This window comes from Bacillus sp. GMa5/1 (assembly GCF_050172015.1).
Taxonomy (GTDB): domain Bacteria; phylum Bacillota; class Bacilli; order Bacillales; family Bacillaceae_G; genus Bacillus_A; species Bacillus_A cereus.
Map to the genome: position 1 here is coordinate 1 of NZ_JBNLYC010000079.1, position 20,235 is coordinate 20,235.

Below are 20,235 nucleotides of genomic sequence, written 5' to 3' on the forward strand. Positions count from 1 at the left end.
ATAAATAATAAAATTTTGATTTCAGTAGATTTTTGGGGATTAAAGGAAGAGAAGGTCTTGTTCTTTGTTACATGATTTTTATAACTCTTCATACATCCTCTCCCTGTATTCCTTAACCAGGAGTATAAATATTCCTAAGTTTTAAACCCGTTTACTTTAATAACTTAGGGATTTAGATTTGGTTTGTATTGTATAGGCTTTGGCATAAGAACCATCAAATTCTGTTACTTTGAGGTTGTTACCTTCTAATATTTTGGATGTTTCATTGCAAACTAGAATCCCTCCGCCTGTTTTGTTTATCCCTTCACAGAGGTGAGAGGCTAAGTTTACTGCTGAACCTATAAGCTTTCTTCTTCTTTCATTTGGATGTCTAACTAATCCAATTTGACTAAATTGTTTACGTTTTAACGCTTCTGACCGATTCATAATCTTTTTTAGCATGTTCCAGTCCTTCTATATGTTTAATTCTCCTCCGATTCTTCCAGAAGAACGTCCAGAGACGTAATTGAATATATTGCATTAAATAATCTCAAAGCGTCAACTCGTTTCCAGTTACTCGGAATGTCTCGACCATGTAGCACCCAGTCCCTATTGATAATAGGGTATCTTTCTGGATTTTTATCAAAATTTCCACTTTTGAACACTTCATTAAAAAGCTCAAGTACAGATACGTATATAATTATATAGATATCGTCGTGAGCAACATCCTGTTTTACTTTCTCATATTGATTTCTCAAATTAGTTCTGTTACTGAACTTTCTATATTTTTGAAACTTTGGAGATACAAGCATATGTGCAAGACCTTCAATAATAATGAACAGGCTTGGAATTGCAATGTAATACTGTTCTTTCTCATAATTCTCAAAACATTGTTCTAAGAGTTCTTTTCAACCTAGAATGAATTCATGGGCAAGAATGTCTTGCTTCATCTTTGCATAGTTCCCATTCGTTGAATAAAATTCTTCAAATTCCCTTTCTAGTTCCTTATGACTTTCAATACTAGCAAGATATGCAATCATAGAATGTGACATCATTTGCGGAAAAGTTCATCCTTTTTTAGATACTATCTCAGCAGATTCCAAAGCATCCTTCCTTTGCTTTTCCCAGAAGTCAAAATCAAAAAATGGTGAGAACATCTCTTGTAGTTGCTCTTTTGTCCAATTATGCTTCTTAAACAGAGCGTACATCTTTGGTAATTCCTCGTCTTCTTCGAGTAACACTTGAAATATTTGTTCAGCTTTTGATGGAGAAATCTTCATTTTCCGAGATACTCTTTCTTCATCCTGCTTTTGATAAAACTCCTTGTTCTCCTTCCAGTCCGTTAAAACTTCTTGTTTCCCATTTTTCATGCTGTTCCTCCTCTTTAATATCTCGATTCAATGATACTGCAAATTTCGGTGAATATCGAAAAAATTTGGTATTTATGCAATGCGAACAATTGTATAATAGCCCCATATATTCCAATTTGGCGACAAAGAGGTCTTCTACTCGTATAAATTGGGTACGTCAGGTCATTGTCAGAAATGTTACAATGGATATGTGGAAGTAGAATTGGGGCGAATGAACCTATATTTTTAGTAAGGGAATTAGGAAACCACTAGTATCTTAAATGAAGATATAATAAAAAGCAGTTAGAATCCTCGCATTCTATTGTAAAATAAATGAATGGAGTAGTTAGTATGGCGAATAGAGATGAAAAATTCGGTAATAAGCTATCGGCATTATTCAAAGAATATCCTTTGGAGTTTTTATTAAAATTGTGTATTCCTATTTTTTTATTTGCAGGTGGTGGTGGAATATGGTTGAACGAAAGGTTCAATGATAGTAAGGTTACAGAAAATGAAAGTTTAAAAAAAGAAAATGAAAGTTTGAAAAGGGAAAATGAAAAATTAAAAAAAGAATATGATATTGATGGTAATATGATTTATGAGACTGCTAATCCATTGAAAGAAAATCAAAGTATAACTGTTTTAAAAGGAAAGGTAACTATATTAATACACGACATTCGGCCAGATGCTGTTACTTTTGAATTTAGTTATGAAGGAAAATCTAATTTAGAAATGGATGAAAGATGGAAAGAGGGTTCTAAAATACATAGAATTCCATTTGAACATGAGGGGAAATCTTATTTTATTGTAGTAAATGAGATTAATGATGAGGGAGTAAGTTTTTCTGTTCATTTGAAGGAATAGAATCTTTTATTCTTTGCTAATAGACACTTCCAATAGTTAAAATTCTTTATCGTATGCATCTATTATTAGTTAGTATATAGAGTTTGATTATAGATTATTTTAAAGTATTTAACTGGTTTTTACTCAGAATCATGTTCTTCAAAAGATATTAAAAGAGGGGTGTTCCAAATGGGGAATCGCTCCGTATTCGAGATGTAGAAGTTATGATGTATCAATGTTTTCAAACATAGAAGTGCTACAAGAACGAATGAAATAAGATTTAAGCTGACATCCAAATTAAATTGGGTGTCTTTTTTGGGTTTTCAAAATCGGCAAGCAATGCCTTCACAGAAACATGTTCTACAATTTGCACTGTAGTTACCATTATTTCTTCCTGTAGGGGTACTAGTCTTCTTTGTTTATATATAGCCTCAAAAAAGTTCATCTGGATAGATACTTCTCTCGGATGCTTATTAGAATAACTTATTTAGCAGATTAAATCTCTCGTTATTTTCCTTCAACTTGTTAGAAAACATCTTCAAGTTATATTCAGCTGTCTTTATGCTGATATAACGTAAATTTCTAATCTATAATACCAAGATTATCCGCTATAATTAAATTACCATATACAGCACAGTTAAGGACTTCAAGGAGGCTCTTAACAATGAAAGTAAGCGTCAACAAAGATAAGAAAACAGGAAAGTGTTTTTATATTGTAGATATTGGTATTGATCCTTTAACAGATAGAAGAAAGCAAAAGAAGAAAAGGGGATTTACTACCAAAAAAGAAGCAGAAAATGCTTTAACAAAGCTGCTCTCAGAAGTTCATACTGGAACATAAGTAGAACCTAGTAAGCTGCTTTATGATGAATATCTTGAGAGTTGGTTTAATACAAAGAAGCACAGCGTTGGTATCCCAACAGCAAAGACACTGAAAGGGTATTTAAACAGTCGTATCATTTCTTCACTAGGCAATACCAAAAACTAGCCAAGTTAACATCAATGCATATGCAAAACTACGTCAATTTCTTACGAGGCGAGGGTTTAAAACGAGGAACAATTGAGAAGATAACTAAAATCATTAGGAACTCTCTTGAGCATGCAATAGATTTGGGGTTAATTACTAAGAATGTTGCAGCTAAAACGAAGTTGCCTAAAGCTGATAAGGAAGAGCTAACTGTGTGGAATGAACAGGAAGTACAGTTGTTTTTTAAGGACGCACAGGATAGCAGGTATTCTATTGTCTTTCATATGGCTCTTGCGACTGGAATGAGGCAAAGGAAATTGTTAGGCTTGCCGTGGAAAGATGTTTATTTAGAAAAAAGGTATTAAGCCATTATCCAAACCTTAATTTATGATGGAAAGGCGAAATCAAGTTTAAGGAAAATATTATTATCTGCATTAACATTAGCTATAAGGAAGGTGACCAATTCTGTGACCACTGGCTATATGGAGAGTGTGAACGGAAAATAAAAAACTACATCAAATATTAATTTGACACGATTTTTAAAACTATGATCCCGCAGAGGTTCGAACTCACGACCTCCACCCTGTAAAGGAAGTGAAATGATTTTAAAGTGTATTAAAACCTAATTTTAAAGGGATTTATCCGTTGTGCAACTGAAGATGAATGCCATTTCGTCACTACTACTGTGTCGCCAACAACTAGCACTCTAAAGCCTAATATTTCTTTGAAGTTTTCAATATCGCTGTTACATTGGTTTCTAAAACATCCCTTACATAATTTCAACAAAAAAGAGTAACAGCCTCAACTATTACCCTCACCCCTATATCTTCGTCTAGGTATCTCTAATTCATCTATAGTATCATACAATAATTTCTTTCCTATTCTAGCCTTACTTAATATGTTATGTATTACTTCGCCTTGTAAATACATTTGAATAGCAATATCAATTCTATCTCTATTATTGCTAAAGCGATTAGGGATTCTAGTTGGTATTCCTAATTTATGTACTGTATTAAAAAGTGTTTTCTTATGAATACGTGTTTTTTTATAAATCTCGTGAATTTTCACGCCATCTTGATACAATTGAATAGCCTTATCTAACCTATTTTCCGAAGTATCTAATGACGGTTTTCTAGTTTCAACACCACGTATTTTTAAGTGCTTATACAAGTAAATTTCAGATAAATTAGTATAATCTGTTATCTCTTTTTTTGTAGCCCCTGCTTTATACATTTTTATAGCTTCATTCAACCTGTTATTATAATGAGTTGGTACTTCTTTAGGATTTTCAAAACACCAGTAATAATATTCTCTATATTTTTCTAGTGTCATACTATTCCTTTTAGCTACTTCAGTCATTACCTCATAAAATTGTTCCAGCGTAAAACTTAAGCGACTATAATTGCTTTCAGCCCATTCGAAAATATTATAAGCCTGTTTACTGCTATTTAATGTACTAGCCAAAGGTATTATATTTTCGTAGAAAGTTCCACTATGACCAGTAGCTAAAGGGATGACATGGTCTAAGTGTAGATTATTTGTTGAACCTGTAAGACAGCACTTACCTTTATACATATTCATTATTGTTGTATAGTCTTCGTTATCAAAATCGTTAACCATGTTTCTTTTCTTAGCCCTGTAAATATGTCCGGAGTACAAACTCCTCTCAGAACGTTCTTGAGATATACGTTTTAACTCCTCTGCAGTGGGTTTAGGTTTTCTATGTTTATTATCTCTATTCCATTTTGTTGCACGTTCGATAGCTTTACATTTGTTTTTATCTTTACCATACCACTTCTTTATTCTCTTATTACTACATTCTTTACAGTTAGTCCCCCTACCCCTAAATCGTTTAGAACTAACACAGAATTCTGCTTCGCGTTTAATACTATCACACGTTTTACAATCCAAATATACATTTCCTAAATTATCTTCATAGGCATTTCACCCTTTTTTGTAGTTTCAAGGATCCTTAATTGCAAATAATCACCCTTATTTCTTTATATTTGTAATTTTTCGAGATACAGTCATACCTAATTTATCATCAATACATTATAGGCAAAAAAATTAACTTTTAATCTTACTCCCACTCCCACTATTTTTCGAATGAATATGACCATCATTATTATGGGTGCTACCGTTAGGAGTATCAGTTGTATTTTTAGTATTTTCTTAATCCGCCTATAAAACCTATCAAGGTAAATGTCTTATGTTATCTATATTGGTGTTACTAAATTTTTCTATATATTCCCCTTGCACCTCCCCCAACGTCACCCCCTAACCTAAAGAAGACAAATCAAAAGGGGGGACCAAACAACTCATGAAAACTACCACAAAAGAAAAAAGAAACACCATTATCATGCTATTACTCTCAGCCATAATAGGAATCTTTTCACCACTACTCATGTACATCACGCTGGCACGTAAAAATAAGGTGTACAAATACCATTGCCGAAAGGCGTTCAACTTTCATTTGTTCATCTTTCTTCTATTTAATATTAGTTCGCGTATTAGTGATGTTTTGTTTTGGATGGTGTTTGTCTTTGAGGTCGTTCAAGTGATCATTGTTGCGTGGAAAGTAGTACCCAACGAACCATATCGTTATTTCATTCGAGTTCCTTTATTTAAAGAAGATAAGTATGTAGTGGAAGGAGAATAGGTGATGAAACAAGAAGTGGAGATAAGGGGAAAGCGAATTTTTATTATGATTGCCGTGCTGTTTATTGCGATTTATATCGTTTTACGAAAAAGAAAGTATGAGTACTTTTATGATGGTATTAGCGAGTATGAAAATCGTTATAGAGGGAATGTCCCTTTTTTGTTACTTGTTGTAGGTTTGTTTCAATATTGTAGGCAGAATGAGATGAGTTTTTCTCATATGTTTCAGTATGTGAGAGAGAAGTTAGTAGAGTAGGTGATGATATGGCGTGGATGATTAGTGAGTTTGCAAGTGTTGGGGATGTTACGGTGCGGACGCTTCGTTATTATGACAAGATTAATTTATTAAAGCCGAGCGATTATACTGAGGGCGGGCATCGGTTATATACGAAAGATGATTTGTATGTGCTGCAGCAAATTCAATCGTTTAAGCATCTTGGTTTTTCGCTTGGGGAAATTCAAAATATTATATTGCAGCGTGATATTGAGACTGAAGAATTTTTAAGACAAATGAATTTTCAAAGAGAGATGCTTTTGGCGGAGCAAGAAAGAATTGCGAAGGTACTTTCGCATATGGATGAGATGACGAAGAAGTTTCAAAAGGAAGAACGAGTGGATGTTGCTTTGTTTTCTTCTTTTCTTCAAACTTTTATATGGGAGAAAGAAAATAAAGAATGGTTAGAGGAACATTTTTTAAAAGAGAGTGTTCAAGCTTCTTATAACAATAAGGAATTAAAAGAAAAGTTTGATCGGCGTTTTATGGATGTGATAGGAAAGTTGAAAAAGTATAAGAAAGAGGAGAAGGATCCGAGTCATCATGACGTTCAAGTTACCTTGAAGGAATTTTTCAATGTAATAGAAGAAGTAACGAACTATCTTAATACACCTCAAAGAGAGATAGAGGATATAATCCAAAAATCAAACCTCCCACTATCTGAATTCCCAACCCTCTTCACAACCGAAGAAGAAAACTATATAAAAGAAGCAATTCAGCAGTTTAACACCTAGTTAAACTGCTTTTCCATTATAATAAAAGAAAAACCAAACGGAGGCCACCCACATGCCAACCTACAACAAACTAATCCGAAACAAAATCCCACAAATCATAAAAGCTAACGGAAAAACACCCACAACAATAATCCTACCCCAAGACGAATACATAAAAGAAATCTGCAAGAAAACAGAAGAAGAACTAACCGAATACCTAGAAGCAGACACAAAAGAACATAAACTAGAAGAACTATCCGACCTACTAGAACTAATAAACGCCCTAGCCGAACACGAAGGCACAACACTAGAAGAAATCAACAAAATCCGAAAAAAGAAAGCAGAAGAAAGAGGTGGCTTCTCAGATCGAGTCTTTCTAATCGAAGTAACCGATAACTAACCCCTTACAAGCCCCTACCAAGTAATAAATCACTAAGAAAAAACACAACAAAAACAAAAACAACAACAACAAACACCGTAGTAGTAGTCAAAAAAAATTTGAAATAACACGCCAAAAACCCTGCCATCCTCCCATATATATTATGAAGGGGCTTTTACTTTTGAACGGAGACGGGAGGAACTTTGATGGCGGTGTATCGTAATGTGCAGGTGAATTTTTGGCAGGATGATTTTGTTTTGGATTTGACGCCGGAGGAGCGGTATTTTTATGTGTATTTGTTAACTTGTTCGAAGACGACGCAGTGTGGGATTTTTCCTTTTCCAAAGCGGTTAGCTGAGATGGAGACGGGTTATAATCGGGAGACTGTTGATAAGCTTGTGCAGCGCTTCATTGATTATGGGAAGATTCTTTATGATGCGGATACGAGAGAGTTATTCGTTTTAAATTGGCTTCGTTATAATCCGGTGACGAATACGAATGTGGAGAAGTGTGTGCTTCGTGAGCTTAAGGGTGTGAAGAATAAGGAGTTTGTACATATGTTTCTTCAGAAGTGCGTAGAGGAGGAGCTGAATGTTCCTATGCTTTTAGCGCATTTCGGTATGCCGAGTGATTTAGCTGTGGATGATGTTGAGCCAGTTTGTGAGGAGACAGAGGCGGAAGAAGAGGTTATAGAAGAAGAGACGGGAAGTCGCGTGTTTTCTTTTTATGAGCAACATTTCGGAAGTTTGTCTCCGCATACTGTGGAGGAACTGAGTGCGTGGATGGAAGATTTGTCAGAGGAGCTTGTGCTGAAGGCTCTTCAAATTGCGTTTGAGAATAATAAGCGAACGATTGCTTATGTGAAGGGCATTTTGAGAGGGTGGCACGGGAAAGGATTTACGAAAGTTTCTGAGGTTGAGGCGGATACGGCGAGCTTTCGGAAGAAGGAGTCGTCTGTTAGTACGGGGGAGACGGAGGAGTTTTTGGCGAGGTGTGAGGAGTGGGAGAAGAATGCGCCATCTGAGGAGGAGTTGCAGCGCTTTTTAGCGGAGCGCGGGTGGCGGCCATGAGTATTCAAAATGTGGAGGCGGAAAAGACGGTGTTAGGTTCTCTATTGCTTGATGGAGAGCTTATTAAGGAGTGCCGTTTGACGGAGCAGTATTTTTCTATGCCAGTGCATAAGTCTATATTTCAGTTAATGCGAAAGATGGAAGGAGAGGGGCAACCGATTGATCTTGTGACTTTCACTTCTAGGTTGGACCCGAATTTTTTGAAGGGCATCGGGGGAATGGAGTATTTTATAGGGTTAATGGATGGTGTGCCTACTACTAGCAACTTCTCATATTATGAGGGGCTTGTTCGAGGTGCGTGGAAAATGTATCAGGCTGGTGTTCTCGGGCACAAGATGGGGGAGCGTCTTATTGCGGAGAAGAGTGAGAAAGTTATCGGTGAAACGATTACGGCACTTTGTGAGTTAGAGGAGAAAGACTCTGTATGTGAGTTTGATTTGAAGGATGCGTTAGTTGATTTGTATGAGGAGCTTCATCAAGATGTGAAAGAGATTACTGGTATTGAGACTGGTTATACATCGCTAAATAAAATGACGTGCGGATTGCAGGAAGGTGATTTTGTCGTCCTTGGTGCGCGTCCTTCTATGGGGAAGACTGCGTTTGCGCTAAATGTTGGACTACATGCGGCGAAGTCTGGAGTGGCGGTTGGATTGTTTTCGTTAGAGATGAGTAGTAAGCAATTGTTAAAAAGGATGGCGTCTTGCGTAGGTGAAGTGTCAGGAGGTAGGCTGAAAAATCCGAAGCATCGTTTTGCGATGGAAGATTGGGAGAAGGTAAGTAAGGCGTTTGCGGAGATTGGTGAGTTGCCATTTGAGATTTACGACAATGCAGGCGTTACAGTGCAAGATATTTGGATGCAAACTCGTAAGTTAAAGAGGAAGCACGGTGATAAAAAGATTTTAATTATTGTAGATTACTTGCAGCTTATTACGGGTGATCCGAAGCATAAGGGCAATCGATTTCAAGAGATTAGTGAGATTTCTCGTAAGCTTAAGTTATTAGCACGTGAGTTAAATGTTTGTGTAGTAGCGTTATCACAGTTATCTCGTTCTGTAGAGTCACGACAAGATAAGCGTCCGCTATTATCTGATTTAAGAGAGACCGGACAAATTGAGCAAGATGCGGATGTCATTATGCTTATGTACCGCGAAGATTATTACGATAAGGAAACGAAGCAGAAAGAGATGACGGAGATTCATGTGGCGAAGCATCGGAATGGGCCTGTGGGGAGTTTTAAGCTGAGGTTTATGAAGGAGTTTGGGCGGTTTGTGGAGGGGAAATAGTGAAAAGGCTGGAGCATCACTTTGCAAATAAAATAAAGCATAAGTGTTCTATTTCATTCACTTATGCTTTATTTTTTGATTCTTTCAATATGCTTCTCATTTCCCCATAAAGAAAGACTTTCTCTCTGCAGTAATCCATTGCTGCAAATCATCTTGGCTACGTCGGACAAGTCGATTGACTAAAACATCATGCCATACATAATCCTCTAATAAGTATATATGAACGGGGTCATCTGTATAAAAAGCAATATTACGCTCTTCAAGTGATGGTCCATAAATCATCTCTTTAGAATCTATCGATACAATAAACCAATGTTCTGTAGACAAGGTCTCTGTATAAGGTGTTATGCGATGGGCTTCTAGATTTTTAATGGGATCTTCAACATGTAGGGTAATACCTTGTATTGTAACTTTATCAGCTACTTCAGATAGATCTTCTTTTAACGCTTCATACATCTCATCCCACATTGAAATGACAATACGTCGTTCTGCTTTTTTTATTAATGTCTGACAGTAGCTAATGATTGTTTGATTGTCTTTTAAAGTAATTACTCGATTATCCATTTTTTCCTCGGAAGTTTCTAGTTTTTTTAATGAATCACTTATTCCTTCGTAAGTAGATTGCCATTCTGTTTGCGCCTTCTGTAAAAAGATTTCAACAGGTAGAGGTGAATAGCGGGTGGTGTCATTTATTTCTTCTTTCATGACAATTCCTTTTTCTACAAGGTTACCTAAAATCTCATAAATTCGCGCTCTTGGGACACCCGAATCTTTACTCACTTGATAGGCTGTGACAGGCCCCTGTTTAACAAGAGATACATAAGATTTAGCTTCATATTCATTAAAACCAATTTTTTTAAGCTGTTGCACTATGTAGTCCACTTTTTTCGTCCTCCGATGTTTGCTTTTATATTTTAACGTTACAATAACTATTTACATTTAGCAAATTATTAGTTACTATTCGAATAGTGACTAAAGGGGAGGTTAATAGTATGGATTTTTATTTAGACCCATCCGTATTAATGATTTTGATTGCTTTTGGATTTTTAGCTGCATTTATTGATTCAGTTGTAGGTGGTGGTGGACTCATTGCTTTACCAGCTTTATTATTTACAGGACTGAATCCAGCAAGTGCAGTAGCTACGAATAAACTAGCATCGACAATGGGAAGTGCAACTAGTAATATTGTGTTTTATCGTTCTGGTAATCTTGATTTGAAATCGGCGTTTAAATTAGTTCCGCTCACTTTCATAGGTTCCATAATAGGGGCATGGACTGTTCATTTAATGAATCCAGAAGTATTGAAGCCATTAATGCTGATCATGCTTGGTGCGGTCGCTATTTATACGATATTCAAAAAGGATTGGGGTAGTATTTCCACTCATAAAAAATTGTCTGGTCGACACGTCATTATTTTTACTTTTTTTGTTTTTGCTATTGGTTTTTATGATGGATTTCTAGGTCCTGGAACAGGTTCTTTTTTAATGTTTTCTCTTTTATTTATTGGGTATGATTTTTTAAAAGCAGCAGGTAATGCGAAGCTTCTTAATTTAGGAAGTAATGTTGGTGCATTGTTGATGTTTATGTATGTAGGGCAAGTAAACTATGCATATGGTTTTATAATGGGGATTGCTCAAATTGCTGGAGGGATTGTTGGCTCCAAATTCGCTATAAAAAAAGGGAGCGGGTATGTTCGTGCCCTTTTCATTACAGTAACTTGTTTATTGTTAGCGAAAAATCTGTATGACTATGTGCAGTAAGTAATGTAGAAAAGGTTAACTATGAAGGCTACATAAATATAATAATTCCTTGTAACATATTTTAGATGCTACCTTATTCGAAGGTAGCATCTAAAATAATTAAGGTAAGAGGGTGAAAATAATACAAATGAATATTTTCGGGGTATGTTTATGTAATTTAGCGAAATAACTATTCCATATTCTTCTTATAATTAACCCGCAACAACCCCTTAAAATCCACCTCAGCAATCAATACACTTACTAATATAAGTGTCGCCCCTAAATATCCTTTTCCAGTGAGAGTTTCACCTGTGAAAACGAAAGCAAAGCCTGCGGAAAAGACAGGTTCTAATGAAAAAATAAGTCCTGTATGTGTAGGCGTCGTGTATTGCTGGGCGATAACTTGCACGATGAATGCGACTGCGGTGCAAAATATACTTAAGGCTAGGATGATTAGCCATGAGTTGGTTGTGCTAGGCAGTTTTGGCGTTTCGATAATGAATGAAAAAATAAGACTAAATAGGCCGACGAAGCCGAGTTGCACTACTCCAAGTGCAATGGAATTCACATGTTTCGTTACACTTCCAGTAATGATGACGTGGATCGCATAAAACAGGGCAGACAGTATGCAAAATATATCGCCGTTACCGATTTTGAATTCGCTCGTTAATGTTAATAAGCCGATTCCTATTATCGTTAAAATGATCCCTACTATAACTTTCTTTTCCGGAATGTGTTTTAAAAATATAGCTGATAATATTGGAATGAAAATGACTGTGAGACATAGTAGGAAACCAGCATTAGAAACACTTGTGTACTTTGTACCGAAAGTCGCGAAAATGTAAACGATAAATAAGACAGAAGCGAGTATAAATGCATATTTTACAGTTTTAAAATCGATCTTAAATAAATGTTTGTAAAATATTAAACCTGATAAAAGAAAAGCGATAATAAATCGTAATGCGATTAAATTATATTCTTCTATGCCATCAAGTCCAAGTTTTGTAAGTAGGATGGATGCACCCCAAAAGAATGTAACTAGTAGTAGCCCTAAATCCGCTTTTAATTGTAGTTTCATTTCTATTCCCTCGTTATGTATAAATTTTATAAGCCCATACCCCTATCCCCATTATTCATTTTAATATTAATTCTGAATATTTGTAACTTAAATTTATCGACGTTTTATTCCATAAAAAAAGAGGCTGTTTATAAAACAGCCTCTATGTATCTGAAAATCCGAACCTTGACTAAAGACTACGTAGAATCTCCAACCCTTTTCTTGTTAAATGAATCCCTGCTCTACCTCTTTTTATTTCCACATAACCTTTCATTTTCAGGAAGTTCAACCGGTGTCTCACTTGTGCTTCAGATAAATTTATTTCGACTTCTTGGCTCTTTTCAGAAATAATCCTTCTTCCGATTGCTTTTCCTTTTTCTTCATAATTCATGATAAGGGTAAGGATGAAAAGGGATTCTTGATCAAGAGCGTTTGAACTTGAAGAAAAGGGTGTTATACTCTCGGCTTGGTCGCTATCTGTTTTGCTAGGTGGAGGCTTTTGAAAGTAATGTTGATTAGGCAAATCATTTTTTGTTATTTGGTTTCCGGTACGGACAGCAAGCATATAATCTATCGTATTTTTAAGTTCTCTTACATTTCCGTACCATGGATATCCTTGCAGTTCTTCAATTAGTTCTTGTTCAATTTTGACTTTAGGGTCCGATAGCGCAACAAAATGTTTAGCTAATAATTCAATGTCATTTCGGCGCGCCCTTAATTCGGGAAGGTGTATAAAGAGTACTTTAAGCCGATGGTATAAGTCTTCTCTAAACATATTTTCTTGAATCATTTTTAGTAGATCTTTATTGGTTGCTGCAATAATCCGGACGTCTATTGGGATAATTTGGCTTCCGCCAACGCGCATAATCTCTTTTTCCTGCAATACTCGAAGTAGTCGTGCTTGAAGTTTCAGGCTAATATCTCCAATCTCATCTAAAAAAATAGTGCCACCATTTGCTTGTTCAAATAGTCCCATTTTCCCGCCCTTTTTTGCTCCGGTAAACGCTCCGTCTTCATAACCAAATAATTCACTCTCGACTAAATCATCCGATAAAGCACTGAAGTTAACAGCAAGAAAAGGGCCGCTATTTCGCTGGGAAGCATTATGAATAGCACTTGCAAATAACTCTTTTCCGGTACCACTCTCACCCTCAATTAATACAGTTAAATCAGTCTTAGCTAACCTTTTGGCAATTTGTTTCGTGTCTTGGATCGTAGAGCTAATCCCAACGATGTTATGAAAATTGTATTTTGCTACATATCCTTTTTTGACAAATTCTTTTCTCAATTTCCGTTCAAATCCGATGGTCTTAAGGGCATTTCTAAAAGTAACAATAATCGATTGATCATTTATATGTAGACGTTCCACTATTACATCCAAGCCGTTTACAACAAATATTCCGCTTTCTTGTTGCTTATTTGAAAGGATGAAGTTTACTAAATCAATATTATCAATAATGGCATCAATCGGATGACCAATAGCGTTTTTACTTTTTATTTTCAGCATGCTTTCCAGAAATTCATTAAAGACAACAATTCTTCCTTCATAATCAATAGCTAGTATGCCATCACCAACACCATCAATAACTTGATGAAGTTGTCGATGAGCTTTAGCTAAATTCTTTGTTAAATCTACTATTTTTCGATAGTATCTCTCAGAAACGTGGTTACCCGATTCCTCCATTAAATGAAATCGATCTAGAATGGACATGATTGTAGTAATATCTATTAATCTATGACCGATATTAATTACTTTTTCTACAAAATCAGGGATAATTTCAAGTTCGCCAGGTGTAATTGCAAGCTTGATCATTTGTATATTCGTTTTTCCAGGATAGTAGGGGAAATATTCAATGTGGTTTAGCCCCAATTGCCGCATCGTTTCAATTGATTCGTATACTGTTTTATGATTATCATTCACATATAGGGCTTGTGTTCCTTCTGGTAAAAATAAAAGCTGGTCTACGTTTTCATAATTTAATGTTCGTTTTGCTATTATTACTTCGCAGTTTTCCCCAATAAAGTCTTTCACCGTTTCTATCGTAAATGTATTAGGTAACAAGATTAATGTAGAATGAAATACTTTTGGAATGCTTTCTTCTACAGAAAAACTTTCAATATCTATGAGGTCACCTATCATCTCCGTTAGTTGTTGATGTAGGGCTTTTCGTGTTTCTTTTAAAACGGTGATCAATACAATGTGGTTAGTTTCAAATTTGTTCATAGAGCACCTCTTTAGTTGAATGGAATTGGTCTAAAGTTGGTTATTAATTGGTTATTATGTAACCATTTAATAACCAATTATAATACATTTCAACATAGTAAACACCGATAAAGTGACAAAATATTTAAATATGTGTAAATAATCGTTTAAATTTTAATGTTGGCACGATATTTGCTTATATCAATGGTGTGTAAAGAAATAGGGAAATGAGTAGAGTCATAATTTACATATTTAATTCTTTACCAATTGCTAGAAAAGGGAGGTTAAGAGTATACAATTTCAACAGAGAAAGACAACGAAACCATTTAAATTATGAGGTGAGAGAAAATGAAACCACTAATTGGTGTTACTGGGTATTATGTTGATCATAGTGAAATAGGGAAGGAGGGCTTGCGAGGGCTACCAGGTCAAGATATGGCTCTCTTTTCTTATGACTACATCCGCTCCCTTCAAAGGGCAGGTGCAACGGTTGTTCTACTTCCAATTGAGGGAGTGGATCAAATTGAGTCCACACTTAATCAATTAGATGGATTGTTATTGGCTGGTGGCGCGGACATCAATCCAGTTTATTACGGTGATATTCCAAAATCATATATAGGTACTGTAGAGGAAGAACGAGATAATTTTGAATTAAATTTGGCAAAGCAGGCTTTAGAAAAAGATATTCCTATTCTAGGAATTTGCCGAGGATTACAGGTATTAAATGTTGCAGCTGGTGGATCTCTTTATCAAGACTTAGAGCACGAGATGGGGCCAGAATATTTCCATGTCCGAGAACAGTTCCGTAAATGGCAAGGCTCTCATTCAGTAGATCTTCTGGAAGAGGGAAAAATTTATGAGGCTATTGGCCAAAAATCTTTAATGGTTAATTCTTTTCACCATCAAGCAGTGAAAACATTAGGGAAAGATTTTGAGGCGAGTGCATGGTCCTTTGATGGTGTAATAGAGGCTATTGAATCGAAGGCTCATCGTTATGTAGCAGCGGTTCAATGGCATCCAGAAATGATGTCAGAAAGGGATGTCTTGCAGCAACGTTTATTTAACCAATTTGTAAATGAAATTAGTAAAAAGGTAGTTAAATCCTAGCGTTTTATAAATAAAAGAATTGATGGATAGCTTGGTACGTCATGGTAGTGGGGAAACCAGACTGCCGGCTGTCCGTAAAAGTAATAATCAGTGGGGGATGAACGAAACCCCCACTGATTAAAGTTTCATTCTATTGCAAAGGGGATTGGTATATGAGTCAAGTATCAGAGAAGGCAGTTTCATTCGAGCCAGAAGAAAAAAAGGAAAGAAAAGAATGGAAAATAAACGTATTTGCAATGTTACTTGTCTTGCTAGTTATTGCGGCTGTTATTACACATATATTGCCGGCCGGAAAATATGAACAGATTGAAAAAAATGGGTATACAACAGTAGATCCAAATTCATTTAAATGGATTGAATCAACGTCACTTGGATTTTTTGATACGGTAAAATCTATTCCTACAGGGATGGTAGAAGCTGCTAATATTATCTTTTTTATTCTTATTATTGGAGGTTTTTTTGGTGTATTAAAGGCATCCGGTACAGTTGAGGCTCTTGTTTCAACGATGGCAAAAAAACTCGCTAACCGTGAAAAGTTAATGATTCCTATTATCATGCTGTTCTTTGCACTTGGCGGGTCATTAATGGGGATGGCTGAGGAAGCTTTAGTGTATGTACCTCTATTTATTCCGCTAGCTCTTGCGGTTGGATTTGATACGATAACAGGAACTGCGATGGTACTAGTAGGAGCGTCCGTCGGATTTACAACGGCAATTATGAATCCGTTTACAGTTGGGCTGGCTCAAGGGATAGCGGGTCTTCCTATGTATTCGGGGATGGGGTTCCGCCTCGTTTTATTCGTAGTCATATATGTAATTGCTGTTACATTCGTTTATCGTCATGCGATGAAAGTAAAGAGGGATCCTGCAAGCGGAATTTACGGAAAATTCGATACAAACAAGCAAGACAGCCTACTAACAGCGAAAGTAGAGTTAACAAAAAGACATAAATGGATATTAACGGCCTTTTTAATCAATTATATTATTCTTGTATTTGGTGTTATTAAGTACGAGTGGTATATAAAAGAAATTGCAGCCTTATTTATTATTTTAACTATAATCATTGCAATTCTTGGCAAGATATCTCTTGATGATACAGTAGAATCTTTTACACAAGGATCGGCATCTTTAATCGGGGGAGCTTTAATTATTGGTGTATCACGCGCTATTTTAGTTGTCTTGAATCAAGGGCATATTATAGACCCACTACTGTATCAAGTGTCGGAAGGAATGGAACATATTTCTCCTTTTTTAAGTGTTGTTGGAATGTACAACTTCCAAGTAGCGATTCATTTTATTTTAGCATCAGGTAGTGGTCATGCAATGTTGACAATGCCTATCATGGCGCCACTTGCAGATTTATTGGACATTACACGCCAAACAGCTGTATTATCCTTTTCATTCGCGGATGGTATTGGAAACATTATTTTTCCGACAGGTGGTACGCTAATGGCTGGATTAGCAATTGCAGGAATTTCATGGACAAGGTGGGCAAGGTGGATTCTTCCTTTAATTCTAATTGAATACTCGATCGGTTTAATAGCAGTTATAATTGCTCATCTTATTGGTTATGGTCCGTCTTAATAAAAGGTGAATATGCTTGCAGTTATAGAAAGTTCGGATTTGAAGAAGATCGCTAAATAATGGTGATAGAAAAGCCCGGTTTAGAAGAGCTTTTTTTCTATGTAAAATTTCATTTGTTTGGTTTACATAATATCTTTACAATCATTTGATAAAATATATGTAACTGCATATTGTGAGGGTGGGTGGTTATCCCTTCTTTCCATTTGGAAGGAAAGGGGTGATAATATGGAGTTTTTGTTTGACCTTGTAAAAGAATTTGTAAAAGTGACTGTACGTGAAGTTTCAGCGTATTTTTTGCGGAAGCAACTTCTGGATAAGGACAACAAAAAACCCACTCCGCGCCGTAGGAAGCAAAAGGGTGGGTTTCGTAAAAAATAGTAACGTGTAATAACCACCACCCTATACGGTAGCAGTTAAGGAAGAGATGTTAGCGCATCTCTTCTTTTTATTATATGCCATTTTATTTGATGTCATACTTATATAGTATTCTACGGAAAATATATCATATTCCTATTTTGTGGTCAATTTGATCCCGCTTTAACGGGCAGTAAGACCCCCACCTCAAAATTCAGTGGAAGCAAAGAAGTTAGGTGGGGGATCAACTGTCCGTAAAAGTCCGATTGGTTCAACTAATAATCAGTGGGGGATGAACAAAACCCCCCACTGATTAAAGTTTCACTTTATTGCATGATTGAAAAGGTGTAGTCTTATTCCTCTTCAAACTGAAAAATATCCCTGTTAATAAGTTGGTGGAGATACCTATCCATTTCAGCCGCAGAAACGCTTCTTTCATTTTTAAACCACCATGCGCTTAATGAGGTGATTGCCCCTGAATAAAACTCAATGATTAAATCATTTGGCATCGTATGATTTTTGCGCAGTTGATGTAACGCTTCTATTTCTTGTTTTCTCGTTTCGTGACTTAAATACTGTGTCCGGTTAATAAATTGTTCATCAGACATTTGCGTTTCTAATATTTTACCGATTTCTTCATGGTGTAGAAATTGTTCCATTACTTGAAATGGTTTACTTAATCGATCTGAAACGGGTATTTCAGCAATCATCTTGCTGTATCGTTTAAATCCAAATGCTAATAAAGCATCTTTATCTTCAAAGTGTTTATAAAAGGTTGTTCGGTGTACCATCGCGCGGTCACATATTTGGTTAATTGTGATCGTACTATATTTCTGCTTTAATTGTGTCATTAATTCAAATAAGGAATCCCATAGTAATTTATGTGTACGTCTAATACGTAAATCAATTTGTTTTTCATTATCGTTCATCTACAATTCTCCTTTTTTGTAGATTAAATATACAGTGGCTGAAAATTGATTCTCCCTTTTTAATCTACATATGTATATTATATTACATGTGTTTAGGTATATTTATCGTTTTTTTAGCAAGAAACAGGAGGAGAATTTGTAAATGAATATGACAACTAAGAGCCCTGCAAGTGGCAAAGTTGATACTTCTAATTTGAAACATACCCCCATTTTAATTGCATTACTTCTAGGGGCAATGGTTGCATTATTAAACGAAACGTTACTTGGTAATGCGTTAACCGTATTAATGAAAGAATTTGGCGTAACAGCTTCAACGATTCAATGGCTTTCTACAGCTTACATGTTAGTAGTTGGGGTTTTAGTCCCAATTACAGCGTTACTTCAGCAATGGCTCACAACGAGACAAATGTTTTTGATCGCTATGGTAACGTTTTTAGCTGGTACATTAATTGCGGGATCCGCACCGACATTTTCTGTTTTATTAGTCGGCCGTATCGTCCAAGCTGTAGCGACGGGATTAATTACACCGTTATTAATGAATACGATTTTAATCATTTGTCCACCTGAAAAACGTGGTGCCACAATGGGATTAATCGCACTTGTGATGATGGCAGCTCCGGCAATTGGTCCTACATTATCTGGAGTAATCGTAGACTCACTAAATTGGCGCTGGTTATTCTATATTGTTATTCCTGTCGTGATCATTTCCATTATGATTGGAATGAAGTACATTCAAAATGTTTCAGAGTTAACAAGGCCAAAAGTAGATTATCCATCTATCCTTTTATCGACACTCGGATTTGGCGGACTTGTGTATAGCTTTAGTGCATCAGGTGACTTAGGATGGTCCGATGCGAAAGTGTATGGCACTTTACTTGTTGGGCTTATCTCATTATGTATTTTTGTCTTTCGACAATTGAAAATTGAGAATCCAATTTTAGAATTACGCGCATTTAAAGTCCCGATGTTTACATTATCAGTTGGATTAATCGTCATTGTGATGATGTCGTTATTTTCAACGATGACTTTATTACCGATGTTCCTGCAAACAGTTTTACTCGTTACAGCTTTTAAATCAGGAATCATCATGCTTCCGGGAAGTGTTATTAGCGCCATAATGGGACCAATCGCAGGTAAACTATTTGATAAATTTAGTCCGAAAGTTATTATCGTTCCCGGTATTGTGTTAGTGGGGATAGCAATGTTCTTATTTAAAGGCATTACTCCTGATACATCAATGGTACAAATTATTGTTATGCATAGCGTATTAATGGTTGGACTCATGTTTGTTATGACAGCACAAACATACGGTTTAAATCAGTTAACACCAGATTTATATCCGCACGGAACAGCACTGTTTAGTACGTTGCAGCAAGTAGCTGGCGCAATTGGTACGGCTATCTTTATTTCGAAAATGTCTTCAGGAACAGCTAGCTATATGGAAAGCTCCGCAAATCCAATGGACCCAGTAAAGAAGTTAAATGGTTTAACGTCTGGATTCCAAGGTGCATTTGCACTAGGGTTAGTCTTTATCATTGTTGCTTTTATCGTATCGTTGTTTTTAAAAGAAGAGAAAGAGGGAGTAAAGGCAGCGAGGGTTTTACAGAACGAACATTAAGGTTTATATAAAAAAGACATCTTTCCCTAAAAAAGATGTCTTTTTTATATTTTTTGAACATGAATAATTATTGAGAATAACGATGCAAAGCTGTGCTAATAACTAAAAGTCCAATAATGAGAGAAAGTGT

The 20,235-nt window shown here is 35.9% G+C and carries 20 protein-coding genes and 1 pseudogene; 13 read left to right on the top strand and 8 right to left on the bottom strand.

Going from position 1 to position 20,235, the window contains the following annotated elements; all coding sequences use genetic code 11:
* Positions 1–156: 156 nt before the first annotated feature.
* The 3 genes from ACQGSG_RS17810 to ACQGSG_RS17820 all read right to left on the bottom strand — a co-directional run bounded on the left by ACQGSG_RS17810 (position 157) and on the right by ACQGSG_RS17820 (position 1,349).
* Positions 157–441 carry a hypothetical protein gene (locus tag ACQGSG_RS17810; protein WP_098605507.1) on the bottom strand — a complete coding sequence of 95 codons (285 nt, stop codon included), beginning with the start codon at positions 439–441 and terminating at the stop codon, positions 157–159.
* 446 nt (positions 442–887) lie between these two features.
* The gene (locus ACQGSG_RS17815) at positions 888–1,019 is read right to left on the bottom strand and encodes a hypothetical protein (RefSeq protein WP_325842741.1); all 132 of its coding nucleotides are present in this window, start codon (positions 1,017–1,019) and stop codon (positions 888–890) included.
* Between the two features lie 27 nt (positions 1,020–1,046).
* Entirely contained in the window at positions 1,047–1,349 is a 303-nt protein-coding gene (locus ACQGSG_RS17820) for a hypothetical protein (protein WP_098605509.1), read from the bottom strand.
* A 330-nt stretch (positions 1,350–1,679) separates the two neighbouring features.
* Between ACQGSG_RS17820 and ACQGSG_RS17825 the strand changes: the two genes are divergently transcribed.
* Both ACQGSG_RS17825 and ACQGSG_RS17830 read left to right on the top strand, forming a co-directional pair.
* Positions 1,680–2,192 (top strand): hypothetical protein, encoded by a 513-nt coding sequence (locus ACQGSG_RS17825; RefSeq protein WP_098605510.1) that lies wholly within the window; start codon positions 1,680–1,682, stop codon positions 2,190–2,192.
* Positions 2,193–2,835: 643 nt separating this feature from the next.
* Positions 2,836–3,608, top strand: a pseudogene (locus ACQGSG_RS17830) (Arm DNA-binding domain-containing protein); the annotation flags it as partial.
* Positions 3,609–3,939: 331 nt separating this feature from the next.
* Here ACQGSG_RS17830 and ACQGSG_RS17835 read toward each other — a convergent pair.
* A complete protein-coding gene (locus tag ACQGSG_RS17835) occupies positions 3,940–5,049 on the bottom strand; it encodes a hypothetical protein (RefSeq protein ID WP_098605512.1) in 1,110 nt (369 codons plus the stop codon).
* Positions 5,050–5,458: 409 nt separating this feature from the next.
* On the opposite strand from ACQGSG_RS17835, the gene ACQGSG_RS17840 reads away from it, so the two are divergent.
* The 6 genes from ACQGSG_RS17840 (at position 5,459) to dnaB (ending at position 9,515) form a co-directional block, all read left to right on the top strand.
* Positions 5,459–5,797, top strand: coding sequence for a DUF4870 domain-containing protein (locus ACQGSG_RS17840; protein ID WP_325842740.1), 339 nt, complete (start codon positions 5,459–5,461; stop codon positions 5,795–5,797).
* Positions 5,798–5,800: 3 nt separating this feature from the next.
* Positions 5,801–6,052, top strand: a complete 252-nt coding sequence (locus ACQGSG_RS17845; protein ID WP_141521758.1) for a hypothetical protein — start codon at positions 5,801–5,803, stop codon at positions 6,050–6,052.
* A gap of 8 nt (positions 6,053–6,060) precedes the next feature.
* Positions 6,061–6,804, top strand: a complete 744-nt coding sequence (locus ACQGSG_RS17850; RefSeq protein WP_098605515.1) for a MerR family transcriptional regulator — start codon at positions 6,061–6,063, stop codon at positions 6,802–6,804.
* Positions 6,805–6,856: 52 nt separating this feature from the next.
* On the top strand, positions 6,857–7,183 hold the full coding sequence (locus ACQGSG_RS17855) for a nucleoside triphosphate pyrophosphohydrolase (protein ID WP_048656431.1): 327 nt from the start codon (positions 6,857–6,859) through the stop codon (positions 7,181–7,183).
* A 185-nt stretch (positions 7,184–7,368) separates the two neighbouring features.
* Complete coding sequence (locus tag ACQGSG_RS17860; RefSeq protein ID WP_098877633.1) at positions 7,369–8,232, top strand: DnaD domain-containing protein; 864 nt, start codon at positions 7,369–7,371, stop codon at positions 8,230–8,232.
* Positions 8,229–9,515, top strand: a complete 1,287-nt coding sequence (dnaB, locus tag ACQGSG_RS17865) for a replicative DNA helicase (protein ID WP_046392409.1) — start codon at positions 8,229–8,231, stop codon at positions 9,513–9,515. Before ACQGSG_RS17860 ends, dnaB begins: the two co-directional genes overlap by 4 nt.
* A 96-nt stretch (positions 9,516–9,611) precedes the next feature.
* Here dnaB and ACQGSG_RS17870 read toward each other — a convergent pair whose 3' ends face one another.
* Entirely contained in the window at positions 9,612–10,397 is a 786-nt protein-coding gene (locus ACQGSG_RS17870; protein WP_098605517.1) for a TrmB family transcriptional regulator, read from the bottom strand.
* A 110-nt stretch (positions 10,398–10,507) separates the two neighbouring features.
* Between ACQGSG_RS17870 and ACQGSG_RS17875 the strand changes: the two genes are divergently transcribed.
* Positions 10,508–11,275: a TSUP family transporter gene (locus tag ACQGSG_RS17875; RefSeq protein ID WP_098605518.1), complete on the top strand. Its 768-nt coding sequence runs from the start codon at positions 10,508–10,510 to the stop codon at positions 11,273–11,275.
* 169 nt (positions 11,276–11,444) lie between these two features.
* On the opposite strand, the gene ACQGSG_RS17880 is transcribed toward ACQGSG_RS17875, so the two are convergent.
* Together ACQGSG_RS17880 and ACQGSG_RS17885 are read right to left on the bottom strand one after the other, a co-directional pair.
* Positions 11,445–12,332, bottom strand: a complete 888-nt coding sequence (locus ACQGSG_RS17880; RefSeq protein ID WP_098330085.1) for a DMT family transporter — start codon at positions 12,330–12,332, stop codon at positions 11,445–11,447.
* A 169-nt stretch (positions 12,333–12,501) separates the two neighbouring features.
* Positions 12,502–14,535: a sigma 54-interacting transcriptional regulator gene (locus ACQGSG_RS17885; protein WP_098605519.1), complete on the bottom strand. Its 2,034-nt coding sequence runs from the start codon at positions 14,533–14,535 to the stop codon at positions 12,502–12,504.
* Between the two features lie 327 nt (positions 14,536–14,862).
* Between ACQGSG_RS17885 and ACQGSG_RS17890 the strand changes: the two genes are divergently transcribed.
* The 3 genes from ACQGSG_RS17890 to ACQGSG_RS17900 all read left to right on the top strand — a co-directional run bounded on the left by ACQGSG_RS17890 (position 14,863) and on the right by ACQGSG_RS17900 (position 17,582).
* A complete protein-coding gene (locus ACQGSG_RS17890) occupies positions 14,863–15,621 on the top strand; it encodes a gamma-glutamyl-gamma-aminobutyrate hydrolase family protein (RefSeq protein ID WP_098605520.1) in 759 nt (252 codons plus the stop codon).
* Positions 15,622–15,773: 152 nt separating this feature from the next.
* Complete coding sequence (locus ACQGSG_RS17895; protein ID WP_098885459.1) at positions 15,774–17,204, top strand: YfcC family protein; 1,431 nt, start codon at positions 15,774–15,776, stop codon at positions 17,202–17,204.
* Positions 17,205–17,429: 225 nt separating this feature from the next.
* Positions 17,430–17,582 carry a hypothetical protein gene (locus ACQGSG_RS17900; RefSeq protein WP_098219940.1) on the top strand — a complete coding sequence of 51 codons (153 nt, stop codon included), beginning with the start codon at positions 17,430–17,432 and terminating at the stop codon, positions 17,580–17,582.
* 329 nt (positions 17,583–17,911) lie between these two features.
* On the opposite strand, the gene ACQGSG_RS17905 is transcribed toward ACQGSG_RS17900, so the two are convergent.
* On the bottom strand, positions 17,912–18,487 hold the full coding sequence (locus tag ACQGSG_RS17905) for a TetR/AcrR family transcriptional regulator (protein WP_098605523.1): 576 nt from the start codon (positions 18,485–18,487) through the stop codon (positions 17,912–17,914).
* 142 nt (positions 18,488–18,629) lie between these two features.
* On the opposite strand from ACQGSG_RS17905, the gene ACQGSG_RS17910 reads away from it, so the two are divergent.
* Positions 18,630–20,105: an MDR family MFS transporter gene (locus ACQGSG_RS17910; RefSeq protein WP_098605524.1), complete on the top strand. Its 1,476-nt coding sequence runs from the start codon at positions 18,630–18,632 to the stop codon at positions 20,103–20,105.
* The last annotated feature ends 130 nt before the right edge of the window (positions 20,106–20,235 follow it).

Excerpts from the sequence above, each read along its gene's own strand:
- ACQGSG_RS17910 (WP_098605524.1), top strand. The coding sequence starts at position 18,630 with ATGAATATGACAACTAAGAGCCCTGCAAGTGGCAAAGTTGATACTTCT.
- ACQGSG_RS17855 (WP_048656431.1), top strand. The coding sequence starts at position 6,857 with ATGCCAACCTACAACAAACTAATCCGAAACAAAATCCCACAAATCATA.
- ACQGSG_RS17820 (WP_098605509.1), bottom strand. The coding sequence starts at position 1,349 with ATGAAAAATGGGAAACAAGAAGTTTTAACGGACTGGAAGGAGAACAAG.
- ACQGSG_RS17845 (WP_141521758.1), top strand. The coding sequence starts at position 5,801 with ATGAAACAAGAAGTGGAGATAAGGGGAAAGCGAATTTTTATTATGATT.
- ACQGSG_RS17810 (WP_098605507.1), bottom strand. The coding sequence starts at position 441 with ATGCTAAAAAAGATTATGAATCGGTCAGAAGCGTTAAAACGTAAACAA.
- ACQGSG_RS17905 (WP_098605523.1), bottom strand. The coding sequence starts at position 18,487 with ATGAACGATAATGAAAAACAAATTGATTTACGTATTAGACGTACACAT.
- dnaB (WP_046392409.1), top strand. The coding sequence starts at position 8,229 with ATGAGTATTCAAAATGTGGAGGCGGAAAAGACGGTGTTAGGTTCTCTA.
- ACQGSG_RS17815 (WP_325842741.1), bottom strand. The coding sequence starts at position 1,019 with ATGATTGCATATCTTGCTAGTATTGAAAGTCATAAGGAACTAGAAAGG.
- ACQGSG_RS17875 (WP_098605518.1), top strand. The coding sequence starts at position 10,508 with ATGGATTTTTATTTAGACCCATCCGTATTAATGATTTTGATTGCTTTT.
- ACQGSG_RS17860 (WP_098877633.1), top strand. The coding sequence starts at position 7,369 with ATGGCGGTGTATCGTAATGTGCAGGTGAATTTTTGGCAGGATGATTTT.
- ACQGSG_RS17890 (WP_098605520.1), top strand. The coding sequence starts at position 14,863 with ATGAAACCACTAATTGGTGTTACTGGGTATTATGTTGATCATAGTGAA.
- ACQGSG_RS17825 (WP_098605510.1), top strand. The coding sequence starts at position 1,680 with ATGGCGAATAGAGATGAAAAATTCGGTAATAAGCTATCGGCATTATTC.
- ACQGSG_RS17840 (WP_325842740.1), top strand. The coding sequence starts at position 5,459 with ATGAAAACTACCACAAAAGAAAAAAGAAACACCATTATCATGCTATTA.
- ACQGSG_RS17895 (WP_098885459.1), top strand. The coding sequence starts at position 15,774 with ATGAGTCAAGTATCAGAGAAGGCAGTTTCATTCGAGCCAGAAGAAAAA.
- ACQGSG_RS17850 (WP_098605515.1), top strand. The coding sequence starts at position 6,061 with ATGGCGTGGATGATTAGTGAGTTTGCAAGTGTTGGGGATGTTACGGTG.
- ACQGSG_RS17900 (WP_098219940.1), top strand. The coding sequence starts at position 17,430 with ATGGAGTTTTTGTTTGACCTTGTAAAAGAATTTGTAAAAGTGACTGTA.
- ACQGSG_RS17880 (WP_098330085.1), bottom strand. The coding sequence starts at position 12,332 with ATGAAACTACAATTAAAAGCGGATTTAGGGCTACTACTAGTTACATTC.
- ACQGSG_RS17885 (WP_098605519.1), bottom strand. The coding sequence starts at position 14,535 with ATGAACAAATTTGAAACTAACCACATTGTATTGATCACCGTTTTAAAA.